Here is a 23,295-nt window from a genome sequence, read left to right as displayed (position 1 = left end):
GGGAGGCTTGCCTTTGCTGCATATAATCATACTTGTCCCTTTTCTACTGGCCTTAGTAGTAGCGCTTTTAAGAAAGAGGGCACCCAACCTACACAGAGGTTGGCTTGTTTTTCTCGGTCCACTCGTTCTGTTCGTTTATTTCTTGACCCGGATTCCGCTTATTAAGGGAGGGGATTTGGGGTATGAAACCATCTCATGGATTCCTTCACTCGGAATTAATCTGGTTTTCCATCTAGATGGATTAAGTTTACTGTTCGCGTTGTTAATTACTGGAATGGGTAGTCTTGTAATCATCTATTCTATTTATTATCTAGACAAGCGCAAAGAAGAATTAACCCCTTTTTATATTTATCTGATGTTATTTATGGGAGCGATGCTTGGTGTTGTGCTCTCGGATAACATGATGGTATTCTACGGTTTCTGGGAATTGACAAGCGTTTCGTCGTTTCTGCTGATCGGTTTCTGGCATCGGAGGCAGAAGTCTCGTTATGGTGCACAGAAATCTATGCTGATTACCGTATTCGGCGGTCTAGCGATGTTCGCTGGCTTCCTGATGCTCTACGTGATGACAGGCACTTTCAGCATTCGCGAAATTTGGAGTATGGGTGCGGATATTAGTGGACAGACGCTGTTTATTCCGGCAATGTTGCTGATTCTGCTGGGTGCCTTCACCAAATCAGCCCAGTTCCCATTCCATATTTGGTTGCCAGATGCTATGGAAGCACCTACACCAGTCAGCGCTTATCTTCATTCGGCAACGATGGTTAAGGCTGGTCTATATCTGGTAGCCCGTTTCAGCCCAGTGTTTGCAGGGCAACATGAGTGGTTCTGGATTGTCTCAATCGTCGGTTTGATCACCTTGATCTATGGTTCAATCCAGGCGATGAAGCAGACGGATCTAAAGGCTCTGTTAGCCTATTCAACGATCAGTCAGCTTGGACTGATTATGGGATTGCTTGGACTAGGTTCTGCCGCCGCTTTTTATACAGGTGAAGAGTCAGTTTTCTATACCGCTGCAACAACGGCAGCTATCTTTCATCTTATTAACCATGCGATATTTAAAGGTTCCTTGTTTATGATGGTTGGTATAGTCGATCATGGAACGGGTACCCGTGACCTGCGCAAGTTGGGGGGGCTAATTTCCTTTATGCCGGTTACCTTCACGATAGCAATGATCGGCAGTTTCTCCATGGCGGGTTTACCTCCATTTTCCGGTTTTTTGAGTAAGGAGATGTTTTTCACGGCTGTGCTGAATATTAGACAGCTGGATATACTTTCTATACCTTCGTTATTTACGCTCTTTCCGATTGTAGCCTGGATTGCCAGCGTGTGTACCTTTTCGTACTGTATAATATTGATATTTCAGACCTTCTTTGGTAAATATCAGCCTGAGAAACTGGATATAAAAGCACATGAGGCGCCGATTGGCCTTTTGTTGGCACCATGCCTGCTAGCGCTTCTATCCATTTTAATTGGATTTTTTCCGAACGTGTTGTCCAATACGATCATTATCCCTGCAATGAATGCAATTCACCCTGTCATACAGGCAGTAGAACCCTTTAATGTGAACATTCATTTCTGGCACGGCTGGACACCTGAGATATTTATGACTATGGGTGTCGTGGTCTTCGGAATAATCGTTTACCGAATCTATGGTCGCTGGAATCTTGTATATAAAGAATGGGGCGGAGGATACACTTTAAATCAAGTCTATGATGGAGGAATCCGGCTGATTGAAAAGTTGTCCAGAGGGTTGACTGGGACTTATATGACGGGTTCCATGCGTCATTATTTAATGTACATTTTCACTTTCCTGATTGTTGCGCTTGGCGGAACAATGCTGTACACAGATGGAATCAGTTTTGGAATGAGTCAATATGCCTCAATTTCGTTCTTTGAAGTTGTTGTTGTTATAGTTATGCTGGTGGGTGCCTTGGTGATCCCGTTTGTACACTCCAGAATAACAGCGATTCTGTTAACGGGAATGGTAGGTTATATGGTTACCTTGCTTTTTGTTCTGTTCCGAGCGCCTGATCTTGCGCTTACGCAGATGATTGTCGAAGTGGTTTCCGTCGCATTGTACCTGCTTTGTTTCCGACATTTGCCGAAGCTGAAGAAAGAATCGTTAAAAATTCGGGCACGCTTGCCGAAACTACTCATTTCCATCGGATTCGGTGTAACGATGACACTGGTTGCACTTGCTGCTCTAGGCAGCAGCCCGTTTGAATCCATCTCGAATTATTACGTGGAGAATAGCTATGTGCTAGGCGGCGGTAACAACATTGTAAATGTTTTACTCGTTGATTTCCGCGGTTTTGATACTATGTTTGAAATTACTGTGCTTGGTCTTGCTTCGCTTGCTATTTATTCCATAATCAAGTTGAAGTTGGAGACGGAGACGGGTGAAGCACCCGCCCCGCTGAAGAGAGCAATTAATAATAATAAGCCACGTTATTCTCGTGGTAACGATGTGCTGCTGGAATCGGTAGCCAAAGTGGCATTCGTTGTCATTCTTATATTTTCGCTTTACCTGTTTTTTGCCGGTCATAACAATCCAGGAGGCGGATTTATCGGGGCATTAATGGCTTCCGCTGCGCTAGTAATACTGGGAATTACTTTTGGGATGGACATGATTGAGAGGGTATTGCCTATCAATTATCGTAAGCTAATAGCGATTGGTGTTTCGATTGCTTTTCTTACAGGGCTTGGTTCGTTTTTGTTCGGTGCTCCATTTCTCACTCAGGCATTTGGTTATTTCTACCTACCTCTCTTTGGGAAAACGGAACTTACGACAGCGATGTTATTCGATCTTGGCGTATATCTCGCCGTCATTGGTGTCACCATGAATATTATACTTACGATCGGGAGGGATGATTAATGGAACTCCTTATAGCTCTGGCGATCGGTGTATTGTTTAGCGTCGGTGTTTATCAAGTTCTTTCCAAAAGCTTGCTGCGCATCCTTTTAGGAACTACTTTGCTAACGCATGGTGTTCATTTGCTGCTGCTGACAATGGCGGGTCTCAAGACTGGATCCGCACCGTTGCTTGGAGAGGAAGCAGAGGCCTATGTCGATCCTTTGCCTCAGGCGCTCATCTTGACCTCCATTGTTATAAGCTTTGGGGTTACCGCTTTCTTCATTGTTCTGGCTTACCGGGCTTACCGCTCGACGGGTACGGATGATGTGGAAGGAATCAAGGAGGAGAGACAATGAACAACATGTTAGTGCTGCCTCTGCTGATTCCGGCCATTACGGCAGTTATACTGATTTTTCTGAAAGAACGAATTAGATTGCAACGTATCATCAGCGCAATCAGTGTATTTTTGAATATTGCTGTTTCCGGGCTCATTGTGTACCAAGTGAGTACGGATGGCATTCAGACCTTATATATGGGCGGCTGGCTTCCGCCTTATGGCATCGTTTTTGTTGCCGACATGTTTTCGGCGTTGCTCGTGCTGACCACATCCGTTGTTGGTGGGGCTTGCTTGTTTTTTTCCTTCGCCAGCATCGGCGAAGAACGGGAACGCTTCTACTATTATACGTTTTTCCATTTTCTGTTGACCGGCGTATTTGGCTCCTTTCTTACCGGCGACCTTTTTAACTTGTTTGTATGCTTCGAGGTGCTACTGGTAGCCTCTTACGCGATGATTGTGCTCGGCGGTACCAAGGTTCAACTGCGGGAAACCTTAAAGTACATTTTAATCAACGTGATTTCCTCAAGCTTGTTTGTGGCAACAATCGCTTATTTATATGGAGCAACCGGAACATTGAACATGGCTCATCTGGCCATACGTGTGGCAGAGACAGGGCAGGGGGGCGTACTAAACGTCATTGCGGTGCTGCTACTGCTTGTATTCTCGATCAAAGCGGGGCTACTCCTCTTTTTCTGGCTACCAGACTCCTACAGTGCGCCGCCTTTGGCCGTCAGAGCATTGTTTGGCGCATTGCTGACCAAGGTTGGGCTGTATGCAATTACGCGTACTTTTACACTCATTTTCATTCACAATCTTGAACTGACTCATACACTGATTGGTTGGATGGCCGGAGCAACGATGGTTCTTGGCGCAATCGGTGCGATGGCCTACAACGATCTTAGTCGAGTTTTTAATTATAATATCATCATCAGCGTCGGTTTTATTGCCTTTGGTATTTCCATCGCTACTCAGGATGCATTGAATGGTGTAGTGTTTTATTTAATGCATGACATGGTAGCCAAAGCATTGCTGTTCTTTCTGGGTGGTTTAATTATCTCTGCGGCAGGTACCGAACGCTTAAGGGATATGGGTGGTTTGATTCGCCGTTACCCTTGGACTGGCTGGATGTTTTTTATATTGACTCTGGCGCTCGTTGGTGTACCACCGCTCAGCGGTTTTGCCGGAAAAGTGATGATGGTACGAAGTGGCCTCGGGGAGGATCACGTTGTTCTTTCTCTGATCGCGCTGGCATCCAGCTTGATTGTGCTCTACTCCCTGATCAAGGTATTCCAGCAGGTATTCTGGGGGGGCGAAAAGGGGGAGGAGCAAGTCCGGCCTCTTCGTTATAAAGCTATGATGGCACCGGCAGCTGTCTTATTCGTTATAGTGATTCTGCTGGGTGTAGGTGCTGAGAAGGTAAACGGATATGTCGGTCAAGCCGGAGCCGTATTGGCTGATCCAGCACTATACATTAACGCTGTCATGAAGGAGTAGATGAATATGGCTTTTCAATTATTATTGAATTTCATGATAGCTTTTCTATGGATGTCCCTGCACAATGACTGGACCGGGTCTCGCTTCGTCATTGGTTTCCTGCTAGGTATTCTCGTACTTCTCGGGATGCGGCGTTTCTGGTCCAGATTGTATCTTGAAAAAGTGTGGGCGCTTATTAAACTTACTCTTATGCTACTACGGGATCTGGTCGTTTCTAGTTATGTAGTAGTGAAAGTCATACTAAGACCGAGGCTTAATATTCACCCAACTATACTGGAATATACTACAGAGTTAACTTCCGATTGGGAAGTGGCAGCGTTGAGCACGTTTATCTGTCTTATTCCTGGATCGGTAGTGCTTGAGTTGTCGGATAATAAGCGGACATTGTTCATTCATGCGATGGATGTTGATGACCCTGCACAGTATAAAGCGAATATCCGTGATACCCTTGAACGTGCGATATTGGAGGTGACTCGCTAATGATCCATTTCATTCTTATAGTATCACTTACGATCATATCACTAGCCATTGGTGTATGTGCCTGGCGTTTAGTGAAGGGACCTTCTTTATCCGACCGGGTCGCTGCTCTGGATGCGATTGGAATTAATATGATAGCAATGGTAGCTGTTCTCTCTGTCTTACTACAAACGCAGGCCTTTACCGAAATTATTTTGCTGATAGGTATTCTTTCCTTTATTGGAACGACAGCCCTTGCTAGATATATCGAAAGGGGGGTCGTACTTGAACATGGAAATGATCAAGATAGCTGGTGAACTGCTGTTGGTGTTGTTGATTCTGTTCGGCGCACTCCTTAGTGCAATTAGCGCTTATGGACTGATTCGGCTACCCGATATATATCTGAGGTTACATGCCTCTGCCAAAAGTGCTAGTCTCGGTGTGCTATGTGTTCTCAGTGGCGTGTTTCTCTACTTTTTATTTTTTCTCGATCATGTTAGCACTAAGCTACTGATAGGTATTCTTTTCGTATTTGTTACTGCGCCTTTATCTTCCCACCTGACTGGCAGAGCGGCGTATCGCTCCGGTGTTCCGTTATGGAAACACAGTGGCCAAGATGATCTGAAAGAGGAGTTAGAGAAACAACGGATTCGGACAGCAACACCTGAAGTGATTGAACCTCAAGAACAGTGATACATCATAAATTTAGAACAGAAAGCCCGCGGATGCGGGCTTTTTTCATATCCGTTGGAAAGACGGAAGACGCAAAGCTACCGGTCTAAATCGCATGACATGCGGGGATGTTCATGTGGTTTGGTTTTTGTTTATTAGCTAGACTCCAAGAGCAGCATCGATTAATCTGGATAAGTGGAAACCAGATTTTACTTGAATCGTAGACTTGAAACCCATGTGTAGAGAAAAAAGGAGGCTGGCTATGACTTATTCACAGATCTGGAACAACTCAGGAAATGAATCCGATATTCTCTATCTGGAACAACAGATTAAGGCCGTCAAAAAAGAAATAAAACGAGCAGAAGCCGCAGAGCTTCAGGAAATATTGAACCAAGCAAAGCGACATCTGGCTGAACTGGAAGCAAAGTTGGATGAACTAGAGGATTAGGGGCTATCCGCCCAGAGTGCCCCCAAAAAAATATATATATATCCCTATGGTGTACAGAAAGGATGTACAGATCAAAGGGCGTGGGCAAGTTGGGATTGGGCCAATTTCTGGTTTATGGTCTGACAATATGGAAGTATAGCCGCGTCTGATTCTATTAAAACGAGTAGGTGACAGTCCGTGGTGGGTTGGGAACTGCACTCCAGTACTTGTATGAATTCTACGCCCAAGCAGCAGAGAAATCACCAAGTCTTATATATAAGGATATGACTTAGAGAAGACATGCCGTTATATTTTTTAATATAAACTGACAAAAAATTACCCCAACATTATAATTGTTATATATATCCTATAGCGGCACTGATCAGGAGGACGGTATGCAATTTCAACCAATGTATTATGATGGGGAATTATTTCTACCGAAGATCGAATTAAATATGACATCGAACCAATCGATTGGCATTATAACGGGCTTGAAGCGAAAGCAGCTTTTAATGAATCAATTAGTTGATTATTCCCAATATTATTTATTTCGGGCTCAGCAAGGATCTAAGCTCATCGAAAAGGATGTATGTGACATTGCTGCGTGTCTTTTTTGCGCATCAGCCTACACTTGTACTGGAGGAACCCTATTTTTACTTGGAGGAGCAAGATCGTCGTCAATTCAAACGGATTCTGGATGATCTATCGCAAGAAAAGCAAATTTTAATTTTAACTTCGAATTTAGAGGATGCCCTAATTTCCTGTGATGCCATTTATCGGTTGAACGAATCCGGATTTCATCCATTGGATATTCTGGATTCCGAAGAGGATAAGCAGGAAGTACAGAAACAAGATGAGGCCAATATCACCTTGCAGAAGATCTCTACCAAAAGAAATGACAAAGTGGTTTTATTTAATCCGCCTGAAATTGATTTTATAGAAAGTATAGGAGGTTCGATCCTTGTTCATGTGGGCGGGGAAAATTATGACTGTGCTTTGACGCTAACCGAGCTCGAGCAGAGATTATTAAATTTTGGGTTTTTCAGGTGTCATCGATCCTACATCGTTAATCTGCAAAAAGTAAGAGAGATTATTACATGGACGAAGAATAGCTACAGCTTGCGGTTAAATACAGCTCAAGATGCCGTGGTTCCGTTATCTCGTTCCAAATTGCATGAATTAAAAGCACTTCTTAACATTTAAAATATTTGCGAAGCAAAAATAACTTCGTAAGCATATGCCATTTCCGGAGTAATGTCGAACTAATCAAGCATTCGTGGTACCATTCAGGTGATAATAGCTACATTTCGGCGGGTTTTGATGGCTGGAACCATGCAATCTTTATATACTTAAGCAATCAACTCTAAGGAAGTGGTGTTAATGGATGTTATTCAAGTAGAACGTATTCGAAAGAGATTCGGACATAAGGATGCGTTAGCAGATGTGTCTTTTTCAATTCCGAAAGGAGAAATCTTTGGTTTTCTAGGTCCGAGTGGTTCAGGAAAAACAACATTAATCAAGATTTTAACGGCGCAATTAAATCCGACAAGTGGACAGGCAAGTGTATTTAACCAGCCAGCGGAGATGATGCAGCAGTCTGCACAGAAGATGCGCTTTGGAATTTTGACGGATAACAGTGGTCTATATGAGAGATTATCGATTGAGGAAAATCTAGAGCTGTATCGCCAATTATATGACCTTCCTAGATCTTCGATTGATAAGGTGTTGCAGTTTGTAAACTTAAGCGGAGAGCGCAAAAAGAAAGTCAATCTCTTATCGAAAGGGATGCGACAGCGTGTCCTATTGGCATGCGCGATTATCCATGAGCCAGAATTATTATTTTTAGATGAACCTACTTCGGCTTTAGATCCAGTAAACTCAGCTCATATACATAAAGGCTTACGCTACTTAAATGAGAACGGGACAACGATTTTTTTAACTACGCATGATATGGCTGAGGCAGAATCGATATGTAACCGTGTAGCGATTTTGTATCAAGGACAAATTCAAACCATCGGCTCACCAAGGGAACTAAAAAAACAGCATCGGGAAAACGTAGTTTGTGTTGAGTTAATCAATGGGGAAGCCTACGAGCTTCCGATCGATGAGGAAACGGCTGATCAAATAGCTGATTGGATGAAGCAAGGGTTAATTGATAGATTAGCAACGAAAGAGCCAAGTCTAGGTGATATCTTTATTAAAATGACAGGAAGTGAGTTACTATGAGTATCTCATTAAAACGTGCTCGAGCGATATTTGTGAAGGATTATAAAGAGTTTTCACGCAATTATGCGGTCTCCATTATGTTGATTTTTCCAATTATCTTTGCACTTCTTTTTCGAGGTGTAGGCCCGTCTTTGCCTGGAGCTTTCGGTTTAGTTCTTAATATTTCGTTTGTGTTACTAACATGTTTCGCACAAGCATGCTTGATTGCGGAAGAAAAGGAGCGTAACACTTTACGATCATTAATGATGACTCCGGCCACGAGCATGGATGTTTTAATCGGTAAAAGTACTTTTGTCTTTGTAATGTCTGCTGTTGTTCTGGCTATTGCAACGTTTACATTTGGCTATGAGCCAGCTAGTATATGGGCGTTTGTGGCAGCAATCATTCTTTCGATTATTCTATACACAGCAGCCGGGACGATATGTGGTTTATTCTCCAAGACGTTACTTGATGCATCATTATCTATACTTCCTGTGACGTTCGTATTCACTGGGGCACCATGGGGAGCGTTACTAGTGAAGGATTATCCGATCTTCAAAGTGCTGGATTACATGCCAAGCAGTCAGCTTGTGCATTTGCTGGGTCTAAGCAATACAGGCTTTACGACGGGAGATGTATTAAAACCCCTCCTCATTATTTTGGCATGGACCGTTGTATTAACGATTGTGTCTGTTATTTTGTATCAACGACGGTTAAAGGACGAGTAAGATAGAATCGAGTATATCTACCGAGGGGAGATCAAATTACTATGAATATAGCTATCAAGTTGATGCAAAAATTCAAAGACCGCGATACCCAGAATAAGCTGAAAGTCTACCAGGACAAAGCGGAGCTCATCAGGAAACGAAATTTGGAGACATGGGACGATCAACAGCTTCAAGCGGATTCCCTCCGGCTTCAAAAAGAAGCAAAATCGGGTACGCCTTTGGATGAGTTGCTTGTCGATGCTTATGCGTTAGTCTGCGAGGCAGCGAAGAGAAAGCTCGGATTACAGCCCTACGATGTCCAAATCATGGCTGCCATCGCTCTACACGAGAGATTTTTAATCGAGCAGCATACCGGTGAAGGAAAAACCCTCTCAGCTGTTATGCCTGCTTATCTAAATGCGCTGACCGGCGAAGGCGTTCATGTGCTGACTTTTAACGATTATTTGGCAAATCGAGATGCGGAGTGGATGGGCCCGATCTATCGTTTCCTCGGGTTAACGGTAAACTCGGTACAATCGGGCATGAGCCTGTTCGAGAAACGGGAAGCGTACGCCAAGGATATAACCTATGTTACGGCAAAAGAAGCGGGATTCGATTATTTACGCGACACGATCGCACTAAGCGAAGCCGATACCGTACATCGTCCTTTCCACTACGTCATCGTCGACGAGGCGGATTCTTTGCTTCTCGACGAAGCGCGGGTGCCGCTGGTCATCAGCGGAGAGTCGGGCTCTTCCAGCAATGACGGCAGTCGATTCGCAGAAGTGGCTCGGCAGCTACAGCAAGTAGAGCATTACGATTTCGACGAGTTTCAGCGGAACGTTTATTTGAATGAAGCGGGCTCTGTGAAAGCGGAATCGCTACTGGGATGCGGCAATTTGTACGAAAGTCATAATAGTCATTTGTTAATGTCGTTAAATTGCGCGCTACATACGGAATTGTTATTGAAAAAAGATGTCGATTACATCGTACGTGACGGTAATATCGAGCTGATCGACGAATATACCGGTCGTGTGGCGGAGAACAGGCATTTGCCGGACGGGCTGCAAGCCGCGCTTGCGGCCAAAGAAGGGCTGGAGTCGAAAGCCGGCGGTAAAATTCTCGGGACGATTACCCTTCAACACTTCATTAGCCTGTATCCGAAGATTTGCGGAATGACGGCTACCGCGCAGACTTCCGCAATGGATTTCGAAGATATTTATGTGCTGCAGGTCGTGCAAATCCCGCCGAACCGGCCAAACATACGGATTGATCATCCGCATCAGATATATACCCATAAAGAAGCCAAACTTAAGGCACTTGTACACGAAATCTCGTCCGTCCATGCGATGGGACGGCCGATTCTTATTGGTACGTCGAGCGTCGAGGAGTCTGACATGCTGGCGGAGGCGCTAACAGTTGCCGGCGTATCCTGCCATGTTCTGAATGCGAAAAACGACGCAGAAGAAGCCAAGGTCATCGCAAGAGCAGGAGAAATCGGCGCCGTGACGGTGTCTACGAATATGGCGGGACGCGGCGTCGACATTCGGCTCGGCGGTGGCAACCCCACGCAAGCAGAAGTTGTCGCCAAGCTGGGAGGCTTGTACGTGATTGGTACGCATGTAAACGAAAGCGTGCGGATCGACGACCAACTGCGCGGGCGTTCTGGCCGCCAAGGCGACCCTGGAGCTTCCGTATTTTTCGTAAGCTTGGAGGACGAGTTGATGCTTCGGTTCGGCATCAATAAAGCGATCCGCAATCTTAGGCAGGTTGAGGCTCTCGAAGATTCAGTGCTCCGCAGCAAAATCGCGCAAATTCAGCGCATTATTATGGGCCAAAACTTCGATATCCGCCAGGAGCTGAACGCTTATTCGGATATGATGGAGGATCAGAGGCGAATTCTCTACGAGGAGCGGCTCGAAATTTTGAAAGGTGAGAAGCCGATGAGCCCTTCGGAGCAGCGGGTACGGCTTTTTTATATCGACCAGTTCTGGGCTGACCATCTGGCATACGTTTCTTACCTTCGCGAAGGCATCCACTTGGAGAGCCTTGCTAGCCGCAATCCGATCGACGAATTTCATGCGCAAATCACCCAAGCATACGAGCAAATTCCGGCTAAAATCAATAGTGAGTCGACGAAGATGCTTGTAAGGCTTGGAGGTTCGAATGATCCGGCGGAGTGGGAAAAGTTCGGTTTGAAGGGCACTGCTTCCACTCGAACTTATATTATCAATGATCAATACATCCAGAATAAGCGCAGCTCATGGACCACAACCACTGTATTTGCTTATTGGCTTCGCACGATTGCGAGACCGATATTCAAGCTGTCAAAATATTGATGCAGCGTAGCTTCTTCCCGCTCATCTTCGTCACCCATGTCGCTGGGATTGCCAGAGTAGCTAATCCAATCACTCCAGCTACCTGCATACAACTTCACATTCTTAAATCTAGCTTTATTCAGCGCCAGCACGTTTGGACAGGTAGTTACGCTGGAGCAGTAGTAGATTCTTGTTCATTCCCGCAAACTGTTTGTCAATTTGAAGGATAGTAGAGCATCACTTAAGTACTTCTTCGAATAACTTACTCCATTTTCCACTCTATTTATCGATGAGGACAAATAAAATTAATCTTTACTAACGAACACTCGTTAGTTATAATACAAAGTAATTGAACAAACATTAATTTTATGAAAGGGGATATTACGATATGGAAACCATTCATGAAATAGGGTCATTTCTAGATACCAGCGGAGTTGTGATCCATAATCACAATAAAAATTCTATTCTCCATGTTGCCATAAATCTCTTCTCTCAAAGTGGCTATAACGCTGTCTCGATTAGAGATATTACTAAGGAGGTCGGCATAAAGGAAAGTTCTTTGTACAATCATTTTAAAAGTAAGGCAGTGATATTAGAAACGATTTATTACAATTTTCGAATGGACATAGCTAAAATCATACCACCACTGGATAGTCTGGATGCCATTGTATCATCTATGAATATAGATGTGTTTTTGACACAAGGTTTTCAGAACTTCTTAGAGCATATTCAAAATCCAAAGATGGAGAAGATATGGCGAATTATCTATTTGGAACAAGTTAGGGACAAGGAAGCCAGAGCGATATACTTGAACGATATTGTTAATGGCATTTGTGATTGTATGGCGATAGTATTTGAAAAATATATTGCATTGAAGCAAATTCAACCGCACGATCCTAGGATGCTTTCAGTTAGTTATCAACATCCTCTGCTCCAAATGGCCAACATATATGTTTTAAGAAGGTTGGATGGACAGGGGACGACAGATGTCGAGCAAATGATGCTGGCTCATATTCATTTTTTTCTAAGTATGGTTCGAGTCAAGTAATGAGAAACAACGATAAAAGGAGAGGATCACTGGATGAATGGGGAAGAACGTGTGATTTCGGTTTATAGGAAGGGTGGAAACCCTGATCTTGTCATGAAAGCTTATGATGATACACTCCGATTATGGAAGGTATCCATTGAGTCTGTATATATACCCACCTCCTTTGGTCTCATACATGTACTTGTTGCGGGCCCTGAAGATGCCGAACCATTAGTACTACTACATGGCTTTGGATTCAGTTCAACGGTATGGTTGGACAATATTAATGCGCTAAGCGGACAATACCGGGTATACGCGATTGATTTTCCGGGTGATATTAACAAGAGCAGTTCGTTCCGCCCTATCAAAAACAAAGCGGATTGTGCAACTTGGTTCACTGAGATGCTGGATGGACTTAATGTAGATAAGGCACATGTCTGTGGGCATTCTTATGGTGGATTCATTGCTTTGGTTCTTGCTACCCGCTTATCCTCACGCATTCGAAAGATAATTGCCATTGGCCCTGGTGCAAGCCTGCAGCCGCAAAGTAAAGGTTTCTTTATCCGAAGTTTGCTTGCGGGAATGATGCCGACAACAACAAGGATTAACAAACTTATGGACTATATGACTGGTAAGGGAAACGTCATTAATCAGACTATCAAGGATCAGTTCATAGTCGCCATGCAAAATGCGCTTCCGCGAACAAAGTTATTCGTTTCTTACATAAAGGATGATGAATTGGAGCAAATCACCGTTCCTGTATTACTGCTTATTGGTGATCAGGACATCCAGTATGATGTTGAGCAAGCTGTTAATCGAGCTAGAAAGGTTATACACGGTATTGAAGCCACCGTTATTCCCCATACGGGGCATGGGCTTCCATTAGAAAAACCGGAAATAGTGAACACATTAATGCTTGATTTTTTGGGGCGTAAGCCATGATCTATATAAGTTGAACTCTTGTTGATAGATCCGCGCCGAATACATCGCCCGGTACTTTTACTTCAAGTGGCGATGTACTCACAACGCTCGTCTCAGGGGGTTTCTTTGCTCCTACTTGTACCCCACAACAATCGGATTGTCCGCGTACGAAATCCAATCACTCCAGCTGCCCGCATATAGCTTCACTCTTGTATATCCAGCTTCTGAAAGTGCGAGGATATTGGGGCAAGCTGTAACACCCGATCCACAGTATACAATGATATCTTGATCTTTAGGAATATCTTTGAAATGTTCGTGTAGCTCGATAGTTGATTTCCATTGACCGTTATCATTAAGAAGTTCCTTCCAGAATAGATTGATCGCACTTGGGATGTGACCTGCGACAATATCAATAGGTTCTTCTAGTCCTAAGTAGCGGTTAGGTTCTCTGGAATCGATCAAGAGAGTGGATGGCTCAAGCGTTGCCTTCCTGACATATTCCATAGTTACAACCATATCATGTTGAATATGTGGGGTGAAGGATTGAGGTATTCGAATAGGTTGCTTATCACTAAGAGGATAACTAGACTGTTTCCAATTCGTGAATCCTTCATTCATAATATAAGTAGAGGAATGTCCGATGTATTGAAGGAGCCACCAGAGACGAGATGCCATGGCACCCCCTTGATCGTCGTAGACTACAATACGTGTATCGTTATTAATTCCTACACGTTCAAGAGTTCTTCTGAATCCCTCCATATCCGGTAGGGGATGTCTACCCCCATGATCTGATACTTGACTTGCGAGATCTATATCTAGATCGAAGTATACTGCTCCAGGAATATGTTCTTCCTCATATGCCATACGTCCTGCTTTAGGATAACCCATGACAAATCGGCAATCAACAATGACAAGATCTGGTTCATACAAGCGTGCAAGTAACCACTGTTTCGAAATGATAGAAGTCAATATTGTACACCACCTTATAATGTTATTGTTAGAGATGGTTCAAAAAGCCACTTTTTGAACACGTTAATATGGTCAATCTTAGCAGACATTGAGCATGTTCACTCATTTAAGTGTAATATAAATAGGAGTCTAAATACTAGTTGATGCTTTCGAAGTAGTTTTGACGAAGCCTTAACTGGAGTATAGCTATAATAATTTTAGGAGGTTAAATCTTATGATTACTAACTTACAAGCGACAACGACACTTTCCAATGGAGTAAAGATGCCATGGTTCGGTCTAGGTGTGTTTAAAGCACAAGAAGGTGATGAAGTCATTCAAGCAGTTAAAATAGCGATTAAGCATGGCTATCGTAGTATTGATACAGCGGCTGCATACAATAACGAAGAGGGTGTAGGTCAAGCGATACGTGAAGCCTTGGAGGAAACGGGACTATCACGAGATGATCTATTTATTACGTCTAAAGTATGGAATTCTGAACAAGGATATGAATCCACATTAGCTGCTTTTGAAGTGACGATGTCAAAATTAGGATTAGAAAAATTAGATCTATATCTTGTGCATTGGCCAGTGAAAGGGAAATACAAAGACACCTGGAGAGCATTAGAAAAATTATATAATGATGGACGTGTACGTGCCATTGGAGTAAGCAACTTCCAAGTGCATCATCTGAATGATCTCATGCAAGATGCTCAAATGAAGCCGATGATCAATCAAGTTGAGTATCATCCTCGTCTAGCTCAACTCGAATTACGTGCATTCTGTAAGGAACACGGTATTCAATTGGAAGCATGGTCTCCACTGATGCAAGGTAAACTATTGAATAACTCCACATTACAAGGGATAGCGGATCAACATGGAAAATCGGTTGCTCAAGTTATCTTGCGTTGGGATCTACAGAATGGTTTTGTTACGATACCTAAATCTACTACGGAGCATCGTATTATTGAGAACGCAGATATATTTGATTTTGAACTTTCTTCAGAAGATATGCAGCAGATCGATGGACTGAATGAGAATCTAAGAGTAGGTTCGGATCCAGACAACTTTAATTTCTAATCAAGCTAACATAATAAAGGATGACTGTTATCAAGTGAGAACGGTCATCCTTTATTGTACACTTACGTATGTTCAGGAATGCTCTATTCATAGATTAGAAATGATGAATTATATTGGAGATATTGATCCTGAATTACGCGATAACCTTATATATTCAACGTTTGCTCATTGGATAAATCATAGCTTTTTTACCGAAGAACAATTAAGTGAACTTTTACATATTAGTCTGGATGAACAACACCTATTTTATAGGATTGGGGAGAAAGATACAGATTCCGTGTTTACACGATCATTCTCAGTTCTCATCATTCCACTAATTATGGGGGTAGACAGAAGACAATCCTTTTTATTGAGAAACGATGTCATGTTGATAAAGAATAGTCTGATAAAATACACTTATCTTGAGCAAGATGTTAGAGGCTATATAGAAGGCAAAGGTTGGGCACATGCTGTAGCCCATGTATCGGATGCAATTGAAGATATGGCGCATTCTCCTTTTATGGAAAAGGTAGACCTGATTGAACTTTTAAATGCAATGAAATCAAAAACTCTTGTAAGTAACAATTTATATTTTAATGAAGAAGATGAACGGATGGTTACTGCTATCATAAGCATTTTCAATCGAGAACTACTTGAAGTTCATGATATTAACGCTTGGATTCATAGTTTCAGTGAAGCGCAACAGATAGGAAAGCAATCAGAAGATAATATTCGAAATATGAATATTAAGTGTTTGTTAAGAAGTTTGTATTTCAGGTTATTAGATCAACAAAGGTCACCTTTTATAGGTAGCGTTATAGCAACACTTCAGAATCTAGAGGCGGAAAAAGGATGAAAAGTAACATATGAAACTAAGAATGGAGATGGCATCGTGAAGCAAATTGCAATCATTTCTGATATACACGGCAATATGCCAGCTTTAGAAGCTGTATTGAAAGACATTGCGCAACGTAATATCACAAGCATATATTGTCTAGGCGATTTGATTGGTAAAGGGCCCAGTTCGAACCTTGTTGTCGATACAGTCAGAACCCATTGCGAACAAGTCGTCAGTGGTAATTGGGATGATTTTATTTCAAAGGAAAGTGAATTAGACGTTGTACATTGGCATCAAGCTATACTGGGAGAAGAACGCCTTCAATATTTAAATCAACTTCCATTCTCTATTGAGTTTGTGATGAGCGGGAAATTCATAAGATTATTCCATGCCTCCCCTAGAAGCCTATATGAACGAGTCCAACCTTGGGACGATCAAGAACTAAGGGAATCATTATTCGAGAGTTCTGATCGTTGCATGCAAGAGAAGATAGCAGATGTCGTAGCCTACGGAGATATTCACAATGCCTATATGCAGCATCTTAATGGGAAAACATTAATAAATGTCGGAAGTGTAGGGAACCCGCTCGATATGACGCAAGCATCTTATGTCATCATGGAAGGCGAAATGCATAGTACAGCAATAGCTCCATTTAATATTCAGTTTATTAGAGTGCCTTATGATATTGAACTAGCCATTCGACAAGCGATGGAGACGGATATGCCCCATCTTGATGAATATAAGAGAGAGCTCAGAACAGGAGTGTACAGAGGGATGTCCGATGTATTGAAGTAACCACCTGCAGACGTATTTAACTTCGAACTATCAGCAGAAGATATGCAGCAGATCGATGGACTGAATGAGAATCTAAGAGTGGGTTCACATTCCGTTTCGATACTCTTTGGGCGATGATCCTTTCACTTTTTTGAACATTTTGGAGAAGAGTAATGGATCGTCGTACCCAACAGAGCGAGATACATCGCCTATAGATAGTTGCTTATTCCTCATGAGCTCACAAGCTTTATTCATACGATAATGTATTAAATACTCCTGAATGCTTGAATGAATATACTCTTTAAAAATAGAGCAGAGATAGCTTCGATCGAGCCCCACAAAAGAAGCAATTTGTGCAATCGTAAATTTTCTAGAGTAATTCATTTCGATGAAATCAATGACTTTCCTGACATAGACTTCTTTTCCATTTTCTTTACTCATCATGTGAGATTCGTCTGGTGCACATTCGACTAAGAGAGCAAGAATCATATACAGTATCCCCGTTAATTTCATCACTTTGGCAGTATTCATCTCTGTGGTAACGGTCATAGACTCTATGTATTCAATCAATTTATGATCTCGATCATAGCGAAATGTAGGATGTTCCGCAGTTAGTCCCGCTTGCGCCAAATAGGATTCAGCTTGCAATCCATGAAATCCAACCCAGCCGTACATCCAAGGATTATCCCGATCTGCCTCATAATAAGTAACGATTCCAGGGCAGATGAGAAACCCTTCCCCTTTATGTAGTGTATACGTGTGATCTCCCACGATGAAGGTTCCTGAACCCTCAAGTAAATAGTGAATTAGGTAATGATCCCGAACTGCTGGCCCATGATAATGCCCCGATGTGCATTGTTCTATGCCATATTGATTGAGATGCAAATCGGTATGTTGCAAATTTCGAGCGAGAAATTCTATCACGGTATAACCCCTCCCTTGTCCGATTGAAAGATTACATTCTATAGTAACATAAGAATCTAGCTTTATGCCATATTAATGTAGTGTTGTTCCATTTACGATGAAGGTTGCTAAGGTTATGATAAAGCCAATGTTACTGAATTTCTATATCTAATATGAACGAGAAGAAAGGGAGTACCTATATGACTATTACATATCAAGCAGACGAGCAAATATTTCATCTTCAATCGAAAGATATGAGTTACATTATTCAAGTGAAGAACGGATTTCCACTCCATGTATATTGGGGGAAGAAGTTACGGAATGAAGGCAATCTAGATCAATTACATCATTATCCAAGCTCCGCTTCAATAGATCGGTTACCGCAGGAATATCCGCAGTATGGAACAGGGGATTTCAGAAACCCCGCCTATCAAGTACGTCTTGAAGATGGCAGTCGGATTACAGAACTCGTATATCAATCTCATACCATTACAGAAGGAAAACCGAAGCTGGAAGGACTCCCTGCAACGTATGTCGAGTCAGATAAGGAATCACAGACGCTACGGATTGAGATGCTAGATTCATATTCTGGACTGACGGTGTATTTAAATTATACTGTGTTCGAAGAGCATAATGCTATGAGCCGCTCGGTTACATTTATTAATGGTAGTTCTAAATCTGTCGCACTGGAGCGAGCGCTAAGTGCTAGTGTCGATTTCAATGATTATGACTATGAAATGATCTACTTATCTGGCGGTTGGGCGCGAGAGGCACATGTGAAGAGAAGAGTTCTTGATATAGGAGTGACAACCATTGAGAGTAGGAGAGGAGCGAGTAGCGCCCAATTTAACCCATTCATGGCTCTAGCTCGTCCTAATGCGGATGAAGATCAAGGTGAAGTATTCGGATTCAGCTTAGTATACAGTGGTAATTTCGTGGCAGAGGCAGAAGTGGATCAATTATTCACGACTCGGGTATCGATGGGTATGAATCCTTTCGATTTCGAATGGTTGCTTGAAGCTGGACAGTCTTTCCAGACTCCTGAGGTTATCATGGTCTACTCCTCAGAAGGATTAGGTGGGATGTCGCGTACATATCATCGATTATATCGGACGCGTCTATGTAGGGGGATTCATCGTGATCAAGAAAGACCTATTCTTGTAAACAACTGGGAGGCTACTTATTTCGATTTCAACGCAGAGAAGATTGAATCCATTGCTGCATCTGGGGCAGAACTTGGTATAGAATTGTTCGTTCTAGATGATGGTTGGTTTGGAAGAAGAAACGATGATACAACATCTTTGGGCGATTGGGTGGAAAATCGGAATAAGCTTCCTCAAGGTCTATCTGATTTGGCCAAAAGAGTGAACGATAAAGGGCTTCAATTCGGATTGTGGTTCGAACCAGAGATGGTATCTCCAGACAGTGATCTGTATCGTAAGCATCCTGATTGGTGCATTCATGTAGAAGGAAGACGACGGACAGAAGTACGCACACAGTTAATTTTGGATTTATCTAGATCTGAAGTCTGCGAGTATTTATACGAATCATTGAGCGGGATATTCTCAACGGTACCGATCTCCTACGTGAAATGGGATATGAATCGCAACATGACGGAAGTGGGTTCAGCTACGAATGCTGCGAATAGACAGAAAGAAACGGCACATCGTTATATGCTAGGACTGTATGGATTACTTGAGAAGTTAACGCAACAATTCCCTCATATTTTGTTTGAGAGTTGCTCAAGTGGTGGTGGTCGCTTCGATCCAGGAATGCTTCATTACATGCCACAGACTTGGACTAGCGATAACACGGATGCGATTGAACGATTGAAAATACAATACGGCACAAGTATGGTTTACCCCGCAAGTACGATGGGGGCTCATATTTCTGATGTTCCTAACCACCAAATGCATCGGGTCGTATCACTAGTTACACGTGGAGATGTAGCGATGTCCGGTAATTTCGGTTATGAGATGGACTTAACGACGTTCTCAGAAGATGAGAAGGTGATTGCTAAAGATCAAGTAGCTCGATACAAGGAAATCCGTTCATTAGTGCAACAAGGGGATTTATTTCGCTTGAAGAGTCCTTTTGAAGGCAATGTAACCTCTTGGATGTTCGTGTCGGAGGATAAGCAAGAGGCGTTGGTCTTTTACTTCCAGGTTCTTGCTGAACCGAATGCTCCACTGCGCAAATTGAATTTGAAGGGATTACAACCTAATCTGGATTACACTATTGGAGAAGATGAAATAGCCTATGGCGGTGACAGACTGATGCATAGCGGTTTGCCAATCCCCTCTTTACAAGGAGATTTCGAAAGTGTATGTTTTCATTTGAAAGCGAAGAAATAGTCGCAATCTAAGTAAGTAAGTAAAGAAAGAAACAACCCACCTTGAGGCTAAGGTGGGTTGTTTGATGTAGTGTCATGGACATGTTAAATAAATGTATTGTTACTGGTTCTAGGAGTCAGGTTGACTTCTAGGTGCAAAATTTGATTTATTATATAAAATTTGAATTAATAAAGGATTGACTCTAGTTCTACTTCTATGCTTATATTATCTAGACCATTTGTTATAAATGAGAAAGGGGGGAGGAGATGTCAGGGAAGTCGAATTCACGCGAAACGATTGTGGAAACCGCTTGTAACATCATCGAAGTACGTATCAGATTTTATTAAGACGGTTAAAGTTGGGGTAATATAAGTTTTTCGAACCAAAACAATAGATATAGAGCAAGATTATTAGGAGGATGGGAAGTTTGGAAGCAACTATGCAAGGAACAACAAAGACAGACAAAAAACCAATTAGAGCACTACCTATATTAATCGCATTATTAGTTAGTGGATTCATTGGGATGTTCAGTGAGACCGCATTAAACGTCGCTTTGAGTGACTTAATGCAAATACTTAGTATTACGCCATCAACGGCACAATGGTTAACGACAGGTTACCTGCTAACGCTAGGTATACTTGTTCCAGTATCAGGTCTATTACTTCAATGGTTTACAACAAGACAACTGTTCATTACATCACTTTGTTTCTCTATTATTGGTACATTAATAGCAGCGTTAGCTCCATCATTTGAGATCTTGCTTATGGCAAGAGTTGTACAAGCGATTGGGACTGGATTGTTATTGCCACTAATGTTCAATACCATACTGATTATTATTCCGGTTGAGAAGCGTGGCGCGGCCATGGGGATGATTGGTCTCGTTATTATGGTTGCGCCAGCGATCGGCCCGACCATTGCAGGACTTTTAATTGAGAATTTAAGCTGGCACTGGATCTTTTGGTTGGCTTTGCCAGTTCTTATATTTGCGCTTATCTTTGGAATTGTATTTATGCAAAATGTAACGAAGATTACGAAACCTAAAATTGATGTATTATCGATTCTTTTGTCATCTGTTGGTTTCGGTGGCATTGTCTTCGGCTTCAGTAGTGCAGGCGAAAGTGCGGGGTGGGCTAGTCCGAAGGTGATTATTACGATCGCTGTGGGAGTACTTGCGCTTCTGTTATTTGGTATTCGTCAAATGAAGATGAAGCAGCCGATGATTAACCTACGTGCATTTAGATTCCCTATGTTCTCTATAGGGGTATTAATGATTTTTCTTTGTATGATGATTATTTTGTCTTCCATGTTGATTCTTCCGATGTATTTGATATCGGGTCTAGGGTACTCTGCGTTCAAAGCAGGTCTAATCCTTCTACCTGGGGGAATTATCAACGGGATTATGTCACCCATCATGGGACGGTTATTCGATAAATATGGTCCAAAGTGGCTGGTGATTCCTGGTCTAGCCATCGTAAGTGTTACATTGTGGTTCTTCTCAAGCATCTCAGCAACCTCAACGATCGCTTTTGTCGTTGTGTTGCATAGCGCACTAATGATAGGAGTTTCTATGATTATGATGCCATCTCAGACGAACGGAATCAATCAACTTCCTCGAGAACTCTATCCTGATGGCACGGCAATTATGAATACATTGCAACAGGTAGCTGGTGCAATCGGTACAGCTCTTGCTGTTAGTATTATGGCCGCAGGTCAGAAAAGTTATATGAGTAGCGTAAGTAATCCTGATGATCCATTAAATATGCTACCAGCATTCACCCAAGGGGTGCAAGGTGCGTTCATCTTCGCTATGATTGTCGCTATTATAGGTCTAATTGTTTCTTTCTTTATCAAACGTGTTATGATTCAGAAGTAATTAAACAATACTAGGAGGTCAATGTTCATGAAGTTCTTTATCGATACAGCAAATGTAGAGGATATAAAAAAAGCACATAAAATCGGTGTTTTATCTGGAGTTACAACTAATCCATCTCTAGTAGCCAAAGAAGGCGTAAAGTTTGAAGATCGTATTGAAGAAATCTTGAAATTAGTACCTGACGTTGAATCTGTATCAGCAGAAGTAACACCTAACGCTCTAACTGCTGAAGAGATGATTGCTGAAGCCAATGAATTGATTAAGATCAATGGTGGAGACAAGAACATTACGATCAAAGTTCCAATGAATATTGCCGGTCTTGAAACTTGTCGTTACCTAACAAAAAAAGGTGTTAAAACGAACGTGACCCTAGTATTTACTGTGAATCAAGCTCTTCTAGCAGCTCGTGCGGGTGCTACTTATGTATCTCCTTTCTTGGGGCGCTTGGATGATATATCTGAAGACGGCGTTTTATTGGTAGCTAAGATTGCTGAATTGTTCCGTATTCACAATTTGGAAGCACAAATCATTGCTGCATCTGTACGTCACCCGGATCACGTAACTCGTGTAGCTATGGCGGGTGCTCATATCGCGACTGTTCCATATAGTGTTATTGAACAACTAACGAAACATCCTCTTACAGATCAAGGGATGGAGAAATTTGCAGCAGACTGGGTGAATACTCCAAAGAACTAAGAAGATACTTGAGTTAGCACAACAAAGAACCTGACGATCATTGATTCGTCAGGTTCTTTGTTGTGTGATTTGTCATGTACATCTGTTTACATGGCGTTGTTAATCCTTCAGATATAAGTACAACAGAAAAGCTACAATGGAAGCGATCGTTACAATAACGTAAAAGAGGGAAAGGCTTGTTATATTTCTTTTTGTTTTTTGAGAATATTCAGAGCTTGCTTGTTGGTTTGCCTTAGAATAACCTACCATGAAAGTACCAACACCACCAATTAAAGCAACAACGGCTATAAGAATATACAGAAATGAGTAAGGCAACTGAACACCACCCCGAATTAGATTATAATTATTCTATCACAAATGTAATAGACATATTCCAGTATTTCTGTAGTTTGTCTCTCCAAATAGGTGCTGCTGAACGAATTAGAAATTACTCTTCATAAAAAACGGAAGAG

General features: G+C 42.3%; 23 protein-coding genes and 2 pseudogenes. 21 read left to right on the top strand and 4 right to left on the bottom strand.

Annotation, left to right across the window (positions count from 1 at the left end):
* The first annotated feature begins 7 nt into the window (after positions 1–7).
* From AC1TO9_RS04750 to AC1TO9_RS04695, 12 genes are all read left to right on the top strand, one after another.
* Complete coding sequence (locus AC1TO9_RS04750) at positions 8–2,878, top strand: Na+/H+ antiporter subunit A (RefSeq protein ID WP_482054458.1); 2,871 nt, start codon at positions 8–10, stop codon at positions 2,876–2,878.
* Positions 2,878–3,213, top strand: coding sequence for a Na(+)/H(+) antiporter subunit C (locus AC1TO9_RS04745; protein WP_482053670.1), 336 nt, complete (start codon positions 2,878–2,880; stop codon positions 3,211–3,213). The genes AC1TO9_RS04750 and AC1TO9_RS04745 overlap by 1 nt, the downstream gene beginning before the upstream one ends.
* Positions 3,210–4,688, top strand: a complete 1,479-nt coding sequence (locus AC1TO9_RS04740) for a Na+/H+ antiporter subunit D (protein WP_482058514.1) — start codon at positions 3,210–3,212, stop codon at positions 4,686–4,688. The genes AC1TO9_RS04745 and AC1TO9_RS04740 overlap by 4 nt, the downstream gene beginning before the upstream one ends.
* 6 nt (positions 4,689–4,694) lie before the next feature.
* On the top strand, positions 4,695–5,168 hold the full coding sequence (locus AC1TO9_RS04735; RefSeq protein WP_482053668.1) for a Na+/H+ antiporter subunit E: 474 nt from the start codon (positions 4,695–4,697) through the stop codon (positions 5,166–5,168).
* Positions 5,168–5,461, top strand: a complete 294-nt coding sequence (locus tag AC1TO9_RS04730; protein ID WP_482053667.1) for a Na(+)/H(+) antiporter subunit F1 — start codon at positions 5,168–5,170, stop codon at positions 5,459–5,461. The genes AC1TO9_RS04735 and AC1TO9_RS04730 overlap by 1 nt, the downstream gene beginning before the upstream one ends.
* Entirely contained in the window at positions 5,436–5,837 is a 402-nt protein-coding gene (gene mnhG, locus AC1TO9_RS04725) for a monovalent cation/H(+) antiporter subunit G (protein ID WP_482058822.1), read from the top strand. The genes AC1TO9_RS04730 and mnhG overlap by 26 nt, the downstream gene beginning before the upstream one ends.
* A 241-nt stretch (positions 5,838–6,078) precedes the next feature.
* Positions 6,079–6,264, top strand: a complete 186-nt coding sequence (locus AC1TO9_RS04720) for a hypothetical protein (protein ID WP_482058513.1) — start codon at positions 6,079–6,081, stop codon at positions 6,262–6,264.
* Positions 6,265–6,638: 374 nt separating this feature from the next.
* On the top strand, positions 6,639–6,944 hold the full coding sequence (locus AC1TO9_RS04715) for a hypothetical protein (protein WP_482058512.1): 306 nt from the start codon (positions 6,639–6,641) through the stop codon (positions 6,942–6,944).
* Entirely contained in the window at positions 6,901–7,446 is a 546-nt protein-coding gene (locus tag AC1TO9_RS04710; protein ID WP_482058511.1) for a LytTR family DNA-binding domain-containing protein, read from the top strand. Before AC1TO9_RS04715 ends, AC1TO9_RS04710 begins: the two co-directional genes overlap by 44 nt.
* Before the next feature lie 177 nt (positions 7,447–7,623).
* Positions 7,624–8,469 carry an ABC transporter ATP-binding protein gene (locus AC1TO9_RS04705; protein WP_482058510.1) on the top strand — a complete coding sequence of 282 codons (846 nt, stop codon included), beginning with the start codon at positions 7,624–7,626 and terminating at the stop codon, positions 8,467–8,469.
* The gene (locus tag AC1TO9_RS04700; protein ID WP_482053663.1) at positions 8,466–9,176 is read left to right on the top strand and encodes an ABC transporter permease; all 711 of its coding nucleotides are present in this window, start codon (positions 8,466–8,468) and stop codon (positions 9,174–9,176) included. The genes AC1TO9_RS04705 and AC1TO9_RS04700 overlap by 4 nt, the downstream gene beginning before the upstream one ends.
* A 41-nt stretch (positions 9,177–9,217) precedes the next feature.
* Positions 9,218–11,494 (top strand): preprotein translocase subunit SecA, encoded by a 2,277-nt coding sequence (locus tag AC1TO9_RS04695; protein ID WP_482058509.1) that lies wholly within the window; start codon positions 9,218–9,220, stop codon positions 11,492–11,494.
* 26 nt (positions 11,495–11,520) lie between these two features.
* Here AC1TO9_RS04695 and AC1TO9_RS04690 read toward each other — a convergent pair.
* Positions 11,521–11,661 (bottom strand): annotated as a pseudogene (locus AC1TO9_RS04690) (sulfurtransferase); the annotation flags it as partial.
* 200 nt (positions 11,662–11,861) lie between these two features.
* On the opposite strand from AC1TO9_RS04690, the gene AC1TO9_RS04685 reads away from it, so the two are divergent.
* Positions 11,862–12,521 carry a TetR/AcrR family transcriptional regulator gene (locus AC1TO9_RS04685; RefSeq protein WP_482058508.1) on the top strand — a complete coding sequence of 220 codons (660 nt, stop codon included), beginning with the start codon at positions 11,862–11,864 and terminating at the stop codon, positions 12,519–12,521.
* Positions 12,522–12,554: 33 nt separating this feature from the next.
* Positions 12,555–13,442 carry an alpha/beta fold hydrolase gene (locus AC1TO9_RS04680; protein ID WP_482058507.1) on the top strand — a complete coding sequence of 296 codons (888 nt, stop codon included), beginning with the start codon at positions 12,555–12,557 and terminating at the stop codon, positions 13,440–13,442.
* 111 nt (positions 13,443–13,553) lie between these two features.
* On the opposite strand, the gene AC1TO9_RS04675 is transcribed toward AC1TO9_RS04680, so the two are convergent.
* Positions 13,554–14,390, bottom strand: coding sequence for a sulfurtransferase (locus AC1TO9_RS04675; RefSeq protein ID WP_482058506.1), 837 nt, complete (start codon positions 14,388–14,390; stop codon positions 13,554–13,556).
* 214 nt (positions 14,391–14,604) lie between these two features.
* Here AC1TO9_RS04675 and AC1TO9_RS04670 point away from each other — a divergent pair, with 214 nt between their 5' ends.
* From AC1TO9_RS04670 to AC1TO9_RS04655, 4 genes and pseudogenes are all read left to right on the top strand, one after another.
* Positions 14,605–15,447 (top strand): aldo/keto reductase, encoded by an 843-nt coding sequence (locus AC1TO9_RS04670; protein ID WP_482053658.1) that lies wholly within the window; start codon positions 14,605–14,607, stop codon positions 15,445–15,447.
* A gap of 100 nt (positions 15,448–15,547) precedes the next feature.
* Positions 15,548–16,282, top strand: coding sequence for a DUF2785 domain-containing protein (locus AC1TO9_RS04665; protein WP_482053657.1), 735 nt, complete (start codon positions 15,548–15,550; stop codon positions 16,280–16,282).
* Positions 16,283–16,318: 36 nt separating this feature from the next.
* Entirely contained in the window at positions 16,319–17,059 is a 741-nt protein-coding gene (locus AC1TO9_RS04660) for a metallophosphoesterase family protein (RefSeq protein ID WP_482053656.1), read from the top strand.
* A 6-nt stretch (positions 17,060–17,065) separates the two neighbouring features.
* A pseudogene (locus AC1TO9_RS04655) lies at positions 17,066–17,176 on the top strand (aldo/keto reductase); the annotation flags it as partial.
* Here the strand turns inward: AC1TO9_RS04655 and AC1TO9_RS04650 are convergent.
* Positions 17,144–17,962, bottom strand: a complete 819-nt coding sequence (locus AC1TO9_RS04650) for an AraC family transcriptional regulator (protein ID WP_482053655.1) — start codon at positions 17,960–17,962, stop codon at positions 17,144–17,146. The pseudogene AC1TO9_RS04655 and the gene AC1TO9_RS04650 sit on opposite strands and share 33 nt — an antisense overlap.
* 179 nt (positions 17,963–18,141) lie before the next feature.
* On the opposite strand from AC1TO9_RS04650, the gene AC1TO9_RS04645 reads away from it, so the two are divergent.
* The 3 genes from AC1TO9_RS04645 to fsa all read left to right on the top strand — a co-directional run bounded on the left by AC1TO9_RS04645 (position 18,142) and on the right by fsa (position 22,843).
* Positions 18,142–20,295 (top strand): alpha-galactosidase, encoded by a 2,154-nt coding sequence (locus AC1TO9_RS04645; RefSeq protein WP_482058505.1) that lies wholly within the window; start codon positions 18,142–18,144, stop codon positions 20,293–20,295.
* Positions 20,296–20,713: 418 nt separating this feature from the next.
* Positions 20,714–22,147 (top strand): DHA2 family efflux MFS transporter permease subunit, encoded by a 1,434-nt coding sequence (locus AC1TO9_RS04640; RefSeq protein ID WP_482058821.1) that lies wholly within the window; start codon positions 20,714–20,716, stop codon positions 22,145–22,147.
* A gap of 27 nt (positions 22,148–22,174) precedes the next feature.
* Positions 22,175–22,843, top strand: coding sequence for a fructose-6-phosphate aldolase (gene fsa, locus AC1TO9_RS04635; protein WP_482053653.1), 669 nt, complete (start codon positions 22,175–22,177; stop codon positions 22,841–22,843).
* A 99-nt stretch (positions 22,844–22,942) separates the two neighbouring features.
* Here fsa and AC1TO9_RS04630 read toward each other — a convergent pair whose 3' ends face one another.
* Complete coding sequence (locus AC1TO9_RS04630; RefSeq protein WP_482053652.1) at positions 22,943–23,158, bottom strand: hypothetical protein; 216 nt, start codon at positions 23,156–23,158, stop codon at positions 22,943–22,945.
* Positions 23,159–23,295 lie beyond the last annotated feature (137 nt).

This window comes from Paenibacillus sp. Y916, assembly GCF_056786435.1.
This window is presented reverse-complemented; position numbering and strand designations above follow the sequence as displayed.

What these genes read in the sequence shown, in the direction of transcription:
- AC1TO9_RS04745 (WP_482053670.1), top strand. Translation starts at nt 2,878, where the DNA reads ATGGAACTCCTTATAGCTCTGGCGATCGGTGTATTGTTTAGCGTCGGT.
- AC1TO9_RS04740 (WP_482058514.1), top strand. Translation starts at nt 3,210, where the DNA reads ATGAACAACATGTTAGTGCTGCCTCTGCTGATTCCGGCCATTACGGCA.
- AC1TO9_RS04735 (WP_482053668.1), top strand. Translation starts at nt 4,695, where the DNA reads ATGGCTTTTCAATTATTATTGAATTTCATGATAGCTTTTCTATGGATG.
- AC1TO9_RS04730 (WP_482053667.1), top strand. Translation starts at nt 5,168, where the DNA reads ATGATCCATTTCATTCTTATAGTATCACTTACGATCATATCACTAGCC.
- mnhG (WP_482058822.1), top strand. Translation starts at nt 5,436, where the DNA reads ATGGAAATGATCAAGATAGCTGGTGAACTGCTGTTGGTGTTGTTGATT.
- AC1TO9_RS04720 (WP_482058513.1), top strand. Translation starts at nt 6,079, where the DNA reads ATGACTTATTCACAGATCTGGAACAACTCAGGAAATGAATCCGATATT.
- AC1TO9_RS04715 (WP_482058512.1), top strand. Translation starts at nt 6,639, where the DNA reads ATGCAATTTCAACCAATGTATTATGATGGGGAATTATTTCTACCGAAG.
- AC1TO9_RS04705 (WP_482058510.1), top strand. Translation starts at nt 7,624, where the DNA reads ATGGATGTTATTCAAGTAGAACGTATTCGAAAGAGATTCGGACATAAG.
- AC1TO9_RS04700 (WP_482053663.1), top strand. Translation starts at nt 8,466, where the DNA reads ATGAGTATCTCATTAAAACGTGCTCGAGCGATATTTGTGAAGGATTAT.
- AC1TO9_RS04695 (WP_482058509.1), top strand. Translation starts at nt 9,218, where the DNA reads ATGAATATAGCTATCAAGTTGATGCAAAAATTCAAAGACCGCGATACC.
- AC1TO9_RS04685 (WP_482058508.1), top strand. Translation starts at nt 11,862, where the DNA reads ATGGAAACCATTCATGAAATAGGGTCATTTCTAGATACCAGCGGAGTT.
- AC1TO9_RS04680 (WP_482058507.1), top strand. Translation starts at nt 12,555, where the DNA reads ATGAATGGGGAAGAACGTGTGATTTCGGTTTATAGGAAGGGTGGAAAC.
- AC1TO9_RS04670 (WP_482053658.1), top strand. Translation starts at nt 14,605, where the DNA reads ATGATTACTAACTTACAAGCGACAACGACACTTTCCAATGGAGTAAAG.
- AC1TO9_RS04665 (WP_482053657.1), top strand. Translation starts at nt 15,548, where the DNA reads ATGATGAATTATATTGGAGATATTGATCCTGAATTACGCGATAACCTT.
- AC1TO9_RS04645 (WP_482058505.1), top strand. Translation starts at nt 18,142, where the DNA reads ATGACTATTACATATCAAGCAGACGAGCAAATATTTCATCTTCAATCG.
- AC1TO9_RS04640 (WP_482058821.1), top strand. Translation starts at nt 20,714, where the DNA reads ATGCAAGGAACAACAAAGACAGACAAAAAACCAATTAGAGCACTACCT.
- fsa (WP_482053653.1), top strand. Translation starts at nt 22,175, where the DNA reads ATGAAGTTCTTTATCGATACAGCAAATGTAGAGGATATAAAAAAAGCA.